Source organism: Ignavibacteriales bacterium (genome assembly GCA_026390595.1).
Taxonomy (GTDB): Bacteria; Bacteroidota; Ignavibacteria; order UBA10030; family UBA10030; genus UBA9647.
In genome coordinates, this window is sequence record JAPLFQ010000003.1 from 80356 (window position 1) to 96026 (window position 15671).

General features: G+C 52.0%; 5 protein-coding genes. All 5 read right to left on the minus strand.

What is annotated here, in order from left to right:
• Window positions 1–2 precede the first annotated feature (2 nt).
• On the minus strand, window positions 3–5228 hold the full coding sequence (locus NTU47_00265) for a T9SS type A sorting domain-containing protein (GenBank protein ID MCX6132215.1): 5226 nt from the start codon (window positions 5226–5228) through the stop codon (window positions 3–5).
• 117 nt (window positions 5229–5345) lie between these two features.
• Complete coding sequence (locus NTU47_00270; protein MCX6132216.1) at window positions 5346–11495, minus strand: FG-GAP-like repeat-containing protein; 6150 nt, start codon at window positions 11493–11495, stop codon at window positions 5346–5348.
• A 391-nt stretch (window positions 11496–11886) separates the two neighbouring features.
• A complete protein-coding gene (locus NTU47_00275) occupies window positions 11887–12219 on the minus strand; it encodes a hypothetical protein (protein ID MCX6132217.1) in 333 nt (110 codons plus the stop codon).
• Window positions 12220–12249: 30 nt separating this feature from the next.
• Window positions 12250–13488, minus strand: a complete 1239-nt coding sequence (locus NTU47_00280; GenBank protein ID MCX6132218.1) for a M48 family metalloprotease — start codon at window positions 13486–13488, stop codon at window positions 12250–12252.
• 9 nt (window positions 13489–13497) lie between these two features.
• Window positions 13498–15645, minus strand: coding sequence for an adenylate/guanylate cyclase domain-containing protein (locus NTU47_00285; GenBank protein ID MCX6132219.1), 2148 nt, complete (start codon window positions 15643–15645; stop codon window positions 13498–13500).
• Between the last annotated feature and the right edge of the window lie 26 nt (window positions 15646–15671).

Sequence of the window (15671 nt, forward strand, 5' to 3'; positions counted from 1 at the left end):
CGTTACTGTACCAATGTGATCTTTCCGCTTACAATCTTCTTACCAGCAGTCACCTCCACACGGAACAGATACACGCCGCTCGCCAGCTTCCGTTGCTGCTCATCCCTCCCATTCCACCTCACGTAGTGTCTTCCCGATTCCATCATTCTATCATACAGCGTTTTCACAGCCCTTCCGAGGATGTCGTACACCACAATCTTCACATCCATCGTCTTCGGCAGCTCGATCGGTATGATTGTTTCAGGATTGAACGGATTAGGATAATTCGGCCCCACCTTAATCTCTGTTGGCAGATTCTTCTCCGCCTCCGATCTCACCAGGGTGGGCTCTCCCACGATGACACTGAACTCCCGGATCGTGCCCCGTGACTCGAATTCATACGTCTGATTCTTCCTGAGATCCTGTTCTCGCTTCCCGTCAATGTCCAGCAAATAGACGTCGTATTGCGTCGGGATTCGCTCGATCCCGTCTACGTGAATTAGAACATTCTGACTCCTGGCTCCCTCATACTGACTTCTTTCAAGAGTCATGTTCCATCTCTCCACTCCGTTGATACCCGGCCTGATATCAGTGCCAAACGAAGGATAGTCCTTGTCCCACTCTTCGCGTTGGAGCAGAATTGCGGAGCCTTTCCCAGCGCCCCTTGGAATTCTCTCATCATAGGAATCCAATCCGGCCCTTGAATCAGGCTCGACTCCGATTTCAACACCTTTGATAACCTCACTTCCTGCCGTAACGCGCACATGGAGCCGCCATCCCTTGCTGCCGGCGATCACCGGTTGATCCAGCTTTGTGAAGATGCTGCTGTATGGCACCCTTAATCCTGACAGTGTCGAATTCGGAGACCCATTGAAAAGATAGTATCCGACATACGGATCGAACGATAACGACGATTTGAAGGCTCCGTCGAATGCATAAAGTGGTGCAGCAATTCCATTAACGCTTTGTATCTTCGACCACTGAATGGATGAGGTAAATGGATTCGTGATAATATTCCATCCTGAGCGCAAAGGCACAATCAGCTCTTGATCGCTGTTCAGCGGGGCCGTCGCAACCACCCGATCAACACTGATCGGGCGCATGGAGATCAGCCAGAATCCTCTGCCAACGCTGAATTTGAAGTTGGAGCTGCCGTCGTACGGTATCATGTAATTGCTTGAAGCTCCATTGTCCCAGTACGCTTGCCAATCCACATTTTGAGTCCCATTGAGGACTGAATTCAGCGCCAGATCGCTTGCCCCTGGCAATCCAAACAGCCTGTAGTCGGTGGCGCTAAAATCGGACGCTTTGCTTTTGCTGATGAATCCGAGAGATGTACTGATGGCGACCGTAGATTTGTAGGCCGGAACAGTGGTGAAGCTCCACACATCCGTTTTTACTTCTTCTCCGGTAGTGGTCGTGGCAATTACTCTCCAATAGTACGTGGTGCTATCCTGCAACGGACCGATTTGTCGATTCTTCGTGGTGAGGCTCGAATCCTGCAGAACGTAACTGGTGAAAAATGCGCTTTTCGAAACTTCCAGGCGGTAGCGAGACACTCCGGGAGTCGCGTTCCATGCCAAGGTAGTTACTAGGGGTATCGTGCTCGCACCGTTCGTTGGACTGACTAGCTTCATGGCCGGGGCAAAAGAAAGATCCGAATCCACCGTCAGAGCATTCCCATAACGCAGGCCATTGTTGCCTGTCCTCGACCGGTCTGCGACCGATGTTCCAGCATCAGCGTCAAATGGCCAATATCCTACCAATCCAGACTCATCTCCGAACAAGAGCTTATTCATGTTGTCTTTGATTTGAGTCGCCGATCGGACATAGTTCCATATTCGCACTTCATCGATGTCCGCGAGTGCCATCGTGATGAGTGGATAATACGGGATCTCTCCAAACCTGAGCGGCTCCTTCGAACTCGTCGAGAGTGTGGAAGCTTGACTCGAGACGAATTGGCCGTCGACATACAGGCTGGCGAAGGAGCCATTATGAGTTATCGCGATGTGATACCATCGCAGCAATTGGAACACATTGGGGAAACTCAGCTGCTGTTCAGTCCCACCCAACGGAAGAACGAGCATGAGCGGCATGGGGACAGCTTGATCAGGGATCCTAAGTTCATACCCCCCGAGTACTCCAGCCACAGACCCTCGCTTGTCGAGGATATTCTGATTGTGGCCTGGAATTTGCCCTTGAGGCACCGCATTTACGCGGATCCACACTTCGATAGTCATTTTCGAGGGCACGAGACTGTCTGAATGAGGAATTTCAACGTAGTCGCCAGATCCCGAAAAGCGCATTGCCTTCTGACTTGGCCCAGTCGCCGCCTTGGTTGTCGTGAAGGTTGCTAATCCGCCTTTCTGGACACCTCCTGCATTCTGAGCGACTGATCGAAAATAGTAGGTTGTGCTTTGCACCAACCCGGCGAGATCTGCACTGAATGTCGCCGCCGAGATTCCGCTGCCTACAGATTGTGCAGTGGTCTGATTGTATGTCGCGAACGTCGCACTGGTCCCCCACTCGAACCATGCAGTGGTACTTTGTCCACTGGGATTCACACTTCCATTCAGTGTTGCTGAACCAGATGTTACTGAAGAGACACTCAGTGTTGCCACTATCGGTCCTGAAGCTGACTGAGTGGTCACAGAGACAACGCCGCTTTTGCCGCTTTCAAACCCTGTGGAGTCAACGGCGCTGACAGCGTAGTAGTACTGTGTGGCGGCAGCCAATCCAAGATCAGAGTATGCCGGCGATGTCGTCGAGTCTCTAAGAATAACCAACGTCGAATCCAGCCCGCGATAGATTTTGTATCGAAGGGCGCCAACAGCACCTCCACCGTTCGTCCAACTCAGATTTACAGCTGATCCTGTCAAGGAGACTAATACATTCTTCGGTGGAAGCTGCAAGCCGAACTCCTGAAGGGAACGGGCCACACTCGATATTCGGACTTCATCCAAGCTGAAGTTCTGGACATTTCCCGCGCCAGAACCCATGACAAGAGACGCTGTCGACGAAAAGTCTTCGACAGATCCGCCAACATCAATTGACACATCAAGTGCGCCATCGATGTACTGTGCGATCTGGGTCCCCAGCCGTCGTATCGCGAGATGGTGCCACTTAAGGTCGTCAATGGTTCGCTTACCTGTCAACTTTCGCGTATTCCCTGCATCATTCGACACAGTGAACGCAACAATACCATTGGACTGGACCTCCCAGGAAAACCCCTTTCTCCCATCCCATTTTGTCATGACTGTCCAGAGATTGTCTGGCGTTCTTGTGTTGACCCATGCTTCTAACGTCACATCCGACGCCCCGATGTTCAACGTCGCGGAATGACTAACCGTAAGTGAGCCACCGAAGCTGAATTTCTTGGCCCGACCAAATCGACCAGATTGAACAACAGTCGCAAGGGCTGTCATTGTGTTCGCATAACTGCTCGCATCAATGACCGCCGAGCCAACCGTCTCGTTCAGATGAAGCAAGAGAACCGTACGTGGATCACTCAGACTTTCGCCAAGGTAGCGGGGTATCGTTGATTGGGCGCTTCGATAGACACCGTCGGCCGTCCCAAGAAATAGAAAACCACTTGGGCTCAGGGCGATAGTCTGGAGCTGCATGTAGATGTTTCCCAGCCCCGAGTTGACTATCAACCACGTATCGCCATTATCCGTGGATCGATAAACACCTTCTCCCCACACCGCCACGAAAATTTCTCCTATGGAATTGGCGACGATCCCTTGAACCGTGCCATTGGAGAACTTTGCCGTGAGATCAGTCCAAGTACTTCCGTTGTCAGTCGATCTGATTAAACCCCAGTTGCATCCAGCGAAGAGATAGCCTGAAGAGTTGATGGCAACTGCTCGAACATAAGGGAAATTACTCCATGTGGTGCTTGTGGGGCTCGTCAAGTTCCACGTCGAACCATTATCTGTCGAAAGATGAACTCCCGCGCCATATGCTGCGGCGTAAAGATAGTCGCTGGAATTCACCGCCATTGAGAAGACAACATTGCTCTTGAGCCCATTGTTGATGGCAATCCATGTCTGGCCGTCATCTGTGGACCGATAGATGCCCCCTCCGTCCGTACCGGCGAAAACTGATCCCGATGAATTTACAGCCAGGCTGGTAATACTAAAGGCACCGACTTGTGACCTGGTCCAGGTAATGCCGTCATCGGTTGAACGAAATACACTTCCATCGCTTCCGGCGTAGATCACACCTTTTTTGTCAACAGCGTACGACATTGAATTGAAAACACTTGTAGTCAGTGCCCAGGTAGCACCATTGTTGGACGATCTGAAGACTCCGCGTTGATAATGCGTCCCCGCAAATACCGTGTTCGTTGCCCCCGTCCCCACCGATCTGCTGTATTCATTCGCAGTCAGGGATCCCGCTACATTCCAGGCGGTTCCACCGTCACTCGATATATAGATGCTCCCACCTCGGGTACCTGCGTAGATCCGTCCACTCTTCGAACTGAGCAGCGAGGTTACTCTCTTGTCTGTCAAACCGGTATTGCTCAGTTTCCAAGCCGTCCCGCCGTCGCTCGAAGATGCGATTCCAAGGTTGAAAGTCCCCGCAAACACTGTTCCAGATGGATTCGCTGCCAACGCATACACATCAAGGTTCTGGAGAGAAGTGGCAACCGGACTCCAGGCAGCGCCTCCATTGATTGATCGGAAAACGCCGACATTGCACCCCGCGAACAATTGACCTTTTGGATCGATTGTCAATGCCGTCAATCTGACTCCCGAAAGCCCGTTGTTCATGGGAGTCCAGTTGATCCCCTTGTCACTTGAACGGTACGCACCATTATTCCCACCAGCAAAAACGTACCCCAACGAATCAATGCTCAACGACCTGAAGTTGTAATCCTGCCAGCTGCCTGCCGGAGCCTGCCAAGTACCACCTCTATCAGTCGATCGAAAGACTCCGATGTGAGGCGTTCCGATGAAGACAGTCCCGTTTGAAGCAACGGCGATCGAGAGAACAAACGTAGCATCGCCCGCAGTGAGACGAGACCAATGATCACCGTTATCAACAGAACGAAAGAGGTAACTCCCCTCCGTGCCGGCATAGAGAGTACCATCAGAGCTGCACGCCAGTGACATCACAATAGAATTCGTCAATCCTGTGTTGACAGGTATCCATGAGATGCCATTGTCCGTCGATCGGAAGATTCCTGCCCCATACGTTCCCGCGAAAAGAACGCCAAACGGATCTTCGGCCATTGCAGAGATCATTGTACCAGTGGGTCCTGTTGTCGGTTGCCAGAAGTCTTGTGCGACAATGTCCTGGGCAAGAAGGACCAAACAGATAGCGATAACCCTGGAATGCTGCAGGTTCCTCATATTCTCGGATTATTGAATGATGAGCATTTTGACAACGAAGTTCCTTAGTCCACTGCATTCTACTCGGAAGAAGTAGACACCAGTGCCAACTTTCGACTGATTGCTGTCTTTCCCATCCCACCTCATATAATGTCTGCCTGATTCCATGATTCCATTCTGCAGCACCTTCACCTGCCGACCGAGAATGTCGTAAACGACGATCGTTACATCCATCGCCTTCGGCAACTCAATCGGGATGATCGTCTCCGGATTGAATGGGTTCGGATAGTTCGGACCCACCTTGATCTCCGTGGGCAGACTCTTTTCTGCCTCAGACCTGACCAACTCACTCGTCCCGACTAGTATTGAGATCTCTCTCTTAGAGCTTTGTACATCGCAATCATATGCCTGCATCTTCCTGAGATCCTGAGTTCTCTTCCCTTCCTGGTCCACCAAGTAGACTTCATACTGACTCGGGACCGTTTCTGTCCCCGTTACTTTGATCTGTGTCGTCGTTTTGGCCTTCGCAGCGAGCTCGATGTTCCACTTCTCTATATTGTTTACCTGAGGCCTTATATCCATCCTGAACGTCGGATAGTCTTTGTCCCATTCCTCTCGGCTCAAGCTGACCTGACTGATCTCTCCCACGGCTCTCGGCATCCTTTGATCAAAGGCATCCAGCCCTGGTTTTGCCTCAGGCTCTACACCAATCTCCACCCTGCTATCCCCTGCCTGGACTTGTAGTCTCCAGCCTTTGCTGTTCGCTGGTGCTTCCACTGTCTTCGTGAACAGGCTGGCATAGGGCACTCGCAGCGTTGTCAAGATTGCATTGGGAGATCCGTTGAAGAAGTAGTAGCCTGTATAAGGATCAAATGTCGAGGATACGTTGAACACTCCGCTGAAGGAATATATCGGGGCTGTCGTTCCATTGATCGTCTGTATCTTCGACCACTGTGTTGATGCGTTGAACGGGTTCGTTATCAGGTTCCAGCCCGCCTGCAATGGAATCTCGACCTCCTGGTTCGTGTTCAGCGTTGCCGCTCCCAGCGTCCGGCTCACATTCACCGCATTCTTGGCTATCACCCAGAATGCCCTCCCCTGCGTGAACCTAAACGTCTGGCTCCCGTCATACTTCTTCATATAATTGCTCGAGCTTCCATCATCCCAGTACACCTGCCAGTCATAGTTCTCTCTGCCAGTAAAGACCGAGTCTACCGGGAGGTTACTCCCTCCAGGAAGCCCAAAGAGCTTATAGTCTGTTGGGGTATAGTCTGATGCCTTTGCCCTAGTTGAGAACCCAAGGCTTGTGCTCACCGATACTGCCGGTGTATAGACCGGGATCGTCGTAAAGCTCCATGTTGATGAATAGAGACCATACCCCCCTGCATTCTTCCCCCTGATGCGCCACTGATAGATCGTGTTGTTCTGAAGAGGACCTATCTGCCTTGATGTGGCTGTCAGGGTGGTGTCATCAATCAGGTTGGAGGCAAAACTCACATCCGTCGAGACCTGCAGGTGATAATTGGTCGCTGCGCCAAGACTTGTCCAGCTCAGTGTCGGGCTGGTAGGCACCCCTCCTGATCCATTGGGAGGAAACTGCAGTGTCGCTGATGCAGGTGCGGCTATTACTGTCGTAAAACTCCAAGTCGGTGAGTAGGGACCATAGCCAGCCACGTTCCTTGCACAGACATGCCAGTAGTACGCCGTGCTATTTTGAAGTGAGCTGAGTTGCTGTGATATCCCCGTCAGCGTTGAGTCTTCGAACACCAAGGTCCCAAAGCTTGCACTTGTTGAGACTTGAAGACGATACGTTGTTGCTGTCAGAACTGAGGACCATCTCAACACCGGTGATGTTGGCACACCGCCAGCGTTGTCACTCGGAGCAGAAAGAACAACGATGCTCGGCAGTGCTACAATCGTGGCAAAGCTCCATGTCGAAGAGTACGGGCCATACCCTCCCGCGTTCTTACCTCGAACACGCCAGTAGTAAGTTGTGTTGTTCTGAAGCGGACCCATTTGCTTAGATGTTCCGAGTAACGTTGTATCATCTACCACCAACGAACTGAAGTTCACATCCGAGCTTACCTGTAGATCATAGCTTGTCGCAGTGCTGAGGATTGACCAGATTAATGTCGGTGCGGTCGTAATACCCGTCGCCGTGTTCCCCGGCGACTGCAGCACTGCCGCCAATGGAGCAGCGATGATCGTGGTGAAGCTCCACGTCGATGAGTAGGGACCGTCTCCTGCTGCGTTCTTTCCGTGCATTCGCCAGTAGTAGGTGGTGTTGTTCTGCAGCCCGGCTAATTGGCGGGACGTGGTGACTGATGTACTATCCTCGAGCACCAACACAGTAAACGATGGGCTTGTCGAGAGCTCTAGATGATAGACCGCTGCCCCCATGACACCATTCCAGCTAACCATCGGATTAACAGCCACTCCCACCGATCCATCAGCTGGTAGTGACAGCATCACAGTTGACGGCAAGGCCACAGTTGTCGTTAAGCTCCATGTCGGAGAGTAGGAACCATACCCTCCCGCGTTCTTGCCCCTCACTCTCCAGTAGTATGTCGTGTTGTTTTGAAGTGGACCTATCTGCTTCGCCGTCCCCGTCACTGTTGTGTCATCAACTACAAGTGAACTGAAGTTCAAATCCTGGCTCACCTGGACGTGATAACTAGTCGCTGTGCTTATACTCGTCCAACTCAAGAACGGTGTGGTAATAATGCCCGTTGATGTATTCAAAGGGGATTGCAGTGCAGCCACCGATGGAGCGGCTATGATCGTCGTGAAGCTCCACGTCGATGAGTAGGGACCGTCTCCTGCTCCGTTGCTCGCATGAACTCGCCAATAATACGTCGTGCTGTTCTGAAGCGCTACCAGTTGACGTGATGGTATTGCCAGCGTCGTATCATCCGTACTGAGTGATAGAAAAGATGAACTTGTCGCAACCTCTAGATGGTACACGGAAGCTTCCGAGAGCTGGCTCCAAGTTAGCAGTGGATTCGTGCTGACTCCGGTGGCACTGTTCGCTGGCGAAGTCAGACTGACTTGTTGAGGCAAGCTCACAACCGTGGTGAAGCTCCACGTCGAAGAAAAGCCTCCATTCCCGCCTGCATTGATACCACGAACCCGCCAATAGTATGTTGTATTGTTCTGAAGCGGACCAACCTGTTTCGATGGCTGAGTAATCCCGGAATCATCTATTAACAATGTTCCAAGATCGGCATCCTGACTCAATTGGAGATTGTAAGATGCTGATGAGGCCAAACCCAACCAGGTCAGTACGGGAGTGATCATCAAACCCTTTGAGATGTTCGACGGTGACTGCAGAACAATGGCAACTGGCGCGGCAACGATTGTGGTGAAACTCCATGTTGGTGAAAAAGGCCCAAAGCCCGCAGCATTTCTGGCTCGTACTCGCCAGAAATAGCTTCCACCGTTCTGAAGACCAATCAACTGACGCGTTGTGGTCAAGACCGCCGTGTCCTCGATTGCCAAAGTAATGAACGATGAACTGGTCGACAGCTGAAAATGGTATGCCGTCGCGCCACTTAGAGCATTCCAGCTCATCATAGGGTTGATATCAATTCCCGCAGATCCTTCTAGTGGCGATATCAAGGTAACTTGCGGGGACATTGCGACGATTGTTGTGAAACTCCATGTTGGCGAGTACGTCCCATAACCACCTGCGTTCTTCCCCCGGACTCGCCAGAAGTACGTCGTGTTGTTTTGGAACGGACCAACTTGCTTCGCTGTGCTGACCAAAGCAGTGTCGTCGACCAGGAGGACACTGAAATTCACATCGGAGCTGACCTGCACATGGTAGGAGTCCACCCCGCTGATGCCAAACCAGACCAATGATAAGCTTACGGAATTGCTCAAACTCCCATTGGTGGGAGCCTGCAGTCCTATGGCGGCCGGCGGAGCGGGCACCGTAGCAAAGCTCCATATTGGAGAGTAGGGCCCATACCCCCCGGCATTCCTGGCCCGCACTCTCCAATAATACGTTGTACCATTCTGGAGAGTGCTGACTTGTCGATACACATCAGTAAGAGTGGTATCCTCAAAAGCCAGAGAAGTGAAGCTCGTGCTCTTTGATACCTGGATTGCATATCCCGATGCATCCCGGATTTGGGTCCACGAAAGAAGGGTGTTATTCGTAATTCCAGATGATCCATTCGGTGGAGAGAAAAGAGCTACCGAAATCGGAGGAGCCTTGACAGTCGTGAAACTCCATGTCGATGAATACGGCCCTTGACCACCCCAATTCAGCCCACACACTCGCCAGTAGTAGATGGTGTTGTTCAGTAGGCCAGTGATTTGCTTCGAGCCGGTCAGAAGCGTGCTGTCGTCCACAAGTGTCGTCGTGAAAGAAGAAGATGTGGAGACCTGGATACGAAATGAAGTCGCTCCATCAACACCTTTCCAGGAAAGAAGGGGGCTTGTGGAGATGGAAGTTGAAGTGTTCGATGGCGCCGAAAGTTCGGCAGCACTCATTTTCGGCGCGTCGGCAACCTGATTCCTGAAAATCGAAACACTCACAATGAATTGGCTAACGAAGACGATGTCGGGAACTCCATCGCCATCTACATCACAAACGCAAATCCCCCTTTGCGTATGTGAGGAAGATATCTTGAACCCCGGCGCGAATGAGTTCGAATCGATGACTCCCGGCGTGCTTTGGTTACGGAGAATTGTCGTTCCGAAATTCCCCTGTCCTGCAACCGCGATATCTACCTTTCCATCTCCATCAAGATCACCTATTGCTGACATATAGCAATTAGCTCCAACCGAGAAGTCGACTTTCGCCGCGAATGATCCAGCAGCTAACGACCCCGCAACTGAGATATTTCTGATAACCGAAACGGTGCCAGAAGTGAGGTTGGTAATCACGATGTCCAGTTTGCCATCGCCATCGATATCGGCCAAAATCACGTGGTTTGGGTTGGTTCCCGTCGGCAGATCCAACCTCGATGGAAACGCAGAACGTGTAATGCGTCCCGATGATCCGGCATTTCTCAATACTGAAAACGTATTGTCTGCATAGTTCGCGACAACGATGTCCGGCAACCCGTCGCCATCTAAATCGCCTACATCTATGCTTCTGGGATCATTCCCCGATTGAAGAATCAGAGTATCCGCAAAGCTTGCTGCATTCATAACCCCAGGCGATGACGTATTCCTCAGAATGGTTATCTGGTTCTGAGCTGGATATTGCATGGGTGCCACCAGATCTGGCTTGCCATCGCCGTCAAGATCATGTGCGCAAAAAGAGACCATAGAAGTCCTTCCGCCTGCCACGTCGAACGACGGGTCGAACCAACTGGTAATGGGACCTCCTTGACCCGTGTTCCTCGAAATGGAGACATTTGTGTAGCTGGCAATCGCGATGTCTTTGTTTCCATCGCCATCGAAATCCTCTGCTAGCGCGCTCCAGGAGGAAAGCCCTATGTTCTGGATCGCACCCAAGCCGAAAGATGATGCATCGATTTGATATGGCTGACTCATGTTCTTCAAAACTGAGATACTGTTATTATTGCTGTTCCCGACTACTATATCAGGCTTCCCGTCTCCCGTAAAGTCTGCGATATCCATTCCAAACATTTCAGTCGCCTGTCGATAGTTGACCTGGCTGCCAAAAGAGCTGACAGTCAAATCCTGAGTTCGGCTAAAAGTCACAGCGAACGGCAACAGTGAATAGGCAGTTAACCCATTAGCACAGACAGAAATAGGTTTGTATGTCGAACCGGCCGGCACTTTGACCTGCAATGACTGCGTTGTTGCCGCAATGACCGTTGCTCGCACAGCTCCAAAGAAGACAGCATTGTTGGCCACCACCGAACTAAAATTCGTCCCTTGAATTGTGACAATGCTCCCAACCGGGCCTGATTTTGGGAAGACGGACACAATCGTGGGAATTGTGCCTGTTCTTGAGAGTTTATTACCTCGTTCAAGAACCTTATCGGTTGTTCTTTGAGGGACATTTGAATTTATCTCATCGTCAAACAGTTTGTCTTTCTCCTGGAATGCGGTCGACCCAACAGTCACAAGCGTTCCCAATGTTGCACTAGCTGAAACACTGACCGTGATCATATCCGCACCATGCACTTCGCCCGACCACAGAATAGTTCCCACCCAAAAGACCAGCCAGAGTGATCGGAATGCATTACTCGTATCCATCACCATTGCTTCACAAATCGAACTGACTTCAAAGTGTAAACCACCGGAGCGACGACATCCGCAAACCCAATTGGTGTTTCTATACGAACCGCACTTTTCCATCGGTGTTGCTCCGCGATGAACGGCCTTGTACATCGTGCTTCGAAGAATGATCGACATACGTACAAGCGCTCTTTGGCCCATTATGCTACTGCTTAACTCGTTGTCATTGTACAATGATCTTGATAACTTGCTCGAACGCATGCTAGCCAATCGGAGCCCTTTCATTACTGCTCCCCAAGAGGAGCCTCATACGCTGCTATGCTCCACCAATCGTCGAATCACTCTCCTCCTTCCACCTCCCAACGGGTCTTGTGTGGCATGATCAGACGATTTGAATTATCCTCAAGATCTACTGCACCAGCATGATTTTCCCGCTGACGATTTTTCTTGCCGTTGGTATTTCCACGCGATACAAATACGCCCCACTTGCCATTTTACGCCTCTGCCCATCGGTTCCATCCCACCGAATGTAGCTTCTGCCCTCTGCCATCATCCCGTCATGAAGTATCCGTACCTCTCTGCCTAAGATATCATAAATGAATATCTTCACTTCCATCGCCTTCGGCAGCTCAACCGGTATGATCGTCTCCGGATTTCCGCCATAGGCGGATCCGCCTCCGGCGGAGAACGGGTTCGAATAGTTCGGTCCGACCTTGATCTCCGTCGGCATCAGCTTTTTCATCTCTGCGTCTACCCACGGCATCTCTTCAAATTATCGCACTATCCGCCTGAACCTCTCTCCATTTCTGGCACCGCCAGCGTAACCAGGGTTTGCCTGCAGCAGCTTGTGCAGCGCAGCGTACCTTTTCTCAAAATCCAGATGCATAAAGGGACTTTCTGTCCAGTCTTTGACGCGACCCTTGATGACTCGACCAGTCTTCTCGACGATTCCCGGCACAGCCTGCGCATCATAGCCAAGAGATGAGAGCATCATCACTGCCGCCTTGTCGGCTTGTTCTTCGTAAACCTGGAGGCGAGGCTTCACGACCTCATCGTATGCTTCCTGGATCATCTCTTCGAGATCCGTCTCAGATGAATCGGGCTTCTGGTCAAGCTCCCGTTCAAGCTCCGCAAAGACCTCATCCATTCTCACTCTGAATCTCCGTTGGAACTCTTCCTCCATGGCATGGCCGGCTGCGAGATGAGCAATTTCGTGCGCAATGATTGCGGCCAGCTCTGCCTCATCACTGCACAGATGGATCAATCCCTCCCCCAGGAATATGTATCCACCCGGGATCGCATAGGCCCTCGGCTCTTCGCCTTTGAGAACATAAACCCTCATTGGCGTATCGAAGTATGGCGTCATGACAGCAAGTGTGGCGGCGAGCAGGTTTACGTACTTCACCAGTTGTCGGTTCGAGACCAACCCCTGACTCGCCAACCGCGCTGCTATCCCTGCCCCTAATCCATCCAGAGAGACCGACGACTCGGGCTCCTTCATCAGATCGGCAATACCTGAGGACGATTTCTGCTGAGTGATCAGACGGCCTCCTTTCGTCATCAATTCAAACTCGGCGTATTCCTCTGAAGTAAACAACCCCTCCTGCATCCCAAGCACGGTGTCGACAACTGCTGAAGGTACTTTCCCATACCGCACGGCAAATCCACGGATTGCTGCCGCGACGGCAGACGGGGAGGCTTTGGACGACTGCCATTCGAGCTTCAAATCGCGCAGCAAATCGATTGGCTTGCCTTCAACCAGGCAATTCTTGGAAAGCCAGACTGACATCCCACCTGCAGAGTTCCCTGGCTTGAAGTTCACCCATCCTCCGTCACGCTTCATGATGGGAACTGGGACACCCTTTGGCAGCACCTTCAAGAGCTGGAAGTAGCTTCCGGGACCATCGCGAACCTCATTCTTGGATCGCTTCGTGTATTCTACCGATTGTGAAATCCCCGGCGCCCAGACGCTGAGGATGGCAATGACCAACAACCATGCTATTCGTCGCATAGCAGAACCTTATTTTGTGAGAAGGGTGTGAACTCCGCTCCATCGTCTTGGCGGCGGGTTTTTGATGAACTCATGGCATCGTCGGAGATACTCATGCGAAGGACCATCATCTGGCGCGACCCTCAGAATGTGCCGAAACACTGAGAGCGCATCTTTGAAAGCACGTTTTCGATAGAGACCGAGTGCTTTCACAAACTCGTCGACAATCTCCATCTCCAGTTCTCCCGCGGTTATCCGTTCACTCATCAATTCGTAGATGACGACAGGCTTCTGTTTTCCCTTCACAAGAAGTTTGTCAAGCGGTCGGACGAGAAACGCGTCTGGCACCTGCTCGAGTGTCGATTCGCTCACAATAATCTTCGTCCCATACACTTTGTTCGTTCCTTCAAGCCGGGAAGCTAGATTCACGGTATCACCAATCGCCGTGTAGTCGTGCCGGTCGTTCGAGCCAACGTTTCCCACAACCATCTTGCCGGTATTTATTCCGATCCTGGTCACTAGGGGGAGACCGTTTTGACCGCCGGATTGTGAAACCAGATTTGCGATTTCCAACGCCGCCTTGCAGGCAAGCGAAGCGTGTTCTGTCACCGGAAGAGGTGCACCGAACACAGCCATGATCGAGTCGCCAATGTACTTGTCGACAAGTCCGCCCCGATCCAGAATCTTCGCGCTCGTCAGGGTGAAATACCGGTTGAGCATCTCGATCAGTTCGGGCGCACTCTTCTTTTCGCTGATGCTCGTGAAATCCTTGAGGTCAGTGAACAGGACCGTAGCTACGATTTCCGCTCCTCCAAGTGTGATCTCGCTCTGGTTCTCGATCACGTGTTCAACAACCGCCGGGCTAAGATACCCGCTGAACGCTTGACGGAGCTCGCGCCGGGCTTTTCCCTCTGTCTGATAGCTCACGAGCGCAGAGACCGCAAATGTCACCGTGACAGCGATCATCGGCGAGACCCAGTCGAGCCAGACATTGGAATAGTTGAACAGAATGAGGATTGCGAGGCTCCAGACCGCAACGAGCGCGACCGTAACAGCGACGGCGATTCTCGGACTGTGAAGATGGAAGAAAGCTGCTCCGACTATCAAGGACAGTATCAGAATCGAAAGGATGACTACAAATGAGGGAACTCGACTCAAGAAGTGATTGTGAAGAACGTTGCTCAGGATAGTGGCGGAAATTTCGACGCCGGGATACGGTTCCAACGCGCTGAACGGAGTGTTCTTCAAATCGAAAAGGCCGGCCGCATTCGATCCGACAAACACAATCTTGTCCTTGAATTCGGCCGAGGGCACGAGGGGCGGCTTCTGGAGTTCCTCGTCTCGTGCAGAAGCCAGCAATGCTCCGATTGAGTGGTACCGGAAAACGCCATGTGGACCTCCCTTACCATAGTATGAGATAAGGAATTGCCCGCTCTTATCCAACGGAATGACTCTTTTGCCCAGTCGGATCTGGCCTTCGTCGACTTGGAAGTTGTCGATCTTCTCCGATACGACATAAGCCGCAAGGCCCAGGTGAGGGATGATGGTATTGTGATAGCGATAGAAGAGAGGACTGCGGCGACAGACGCCGTCGAGATCTTCGTAGTAGTTTGCCGAGCCGAGGACGGCAACCGATTGTTGAAAAAGCGGAATGGGGAGACTCGCAAACGGAACCGACCGCACGGCAGTCGTATCGAATGGCAGCTGAACCCGGTACCGTGGCTTGTAGACGATCGGGTTGTCTTCCCAGAGCGGGTCATCTGACCGGTGGAACAACGAGGCCAGGACGACGTTTCCGGCGGTGTTCATCGCACGAGCGAATGAAGAATCCGACTCCTCTCCGTTCGTATTTGAGCGGTCGATGTCAGGATCCGGATACAGAACGTCGAATACGACGGCTTTCGCCCCACCACGATGCAAGTACCGGACAAGCGCCCCGTAGAACTCCCGCGGCCACTTCCAGACAACGCCACTGTGTTTGAATTCGAGCAGGCTTCTTTCATCGATGGCCGCGATGACGATGTTGGTGTCAGCTTTCTGATGGCCCGCGAACCAGTGGGAGCGGAGGTCGAGGCTTTTTAGCTCAAGACTTTCGATGGCACCCGCGAGAAAGAGAATAGTGATGGCAAGCGCGCAGCCCAAGGCAAGTCCAAGACCGTAGGTTCTGTTCGAATACATAGTCTTTCTCCGGGCTCTGCAACCTG

Bases quoted from the DNA above. Each gene is read 5' to 3' on its own strand.
- NTU47_00265 (MCX6132215.1), bottom strand. From the start codon at position 5,228: ATGATCTCTGCAATGGCCGAAGATCCGTTTGGCGTTCTTTTCGCGGGA.
- NTU47_00275 (MCX6132217.1), bottom strand. From the start codon at position 12,219: ATGAAAAAGCTGATGCCGACGGAGATCAAGGTCGGACCGAACTATTCG.
- NTU47_00285 (MCX6132219.1), bottom strand. From the start codon at position 15,645: ATGTATTCGAACAGAACCTACGGTCTTGGACTTGCCTTGGGCTGCGCG.
- NTU47_00280 (MCX6132218.1), bottom strand. From the start codon at position 13,488: ATGCGACGAATAGCATGGTTGTTGGTCATTGCCATCCTCAGCGTCTGG.
- NTU47_00270 (MCX6132216.1), bottom strand. From the start codon at position 11,495: ATGGATACGAGTAATGCATTCCGATCACTCTGGCTGGTCTTTTGGGTG.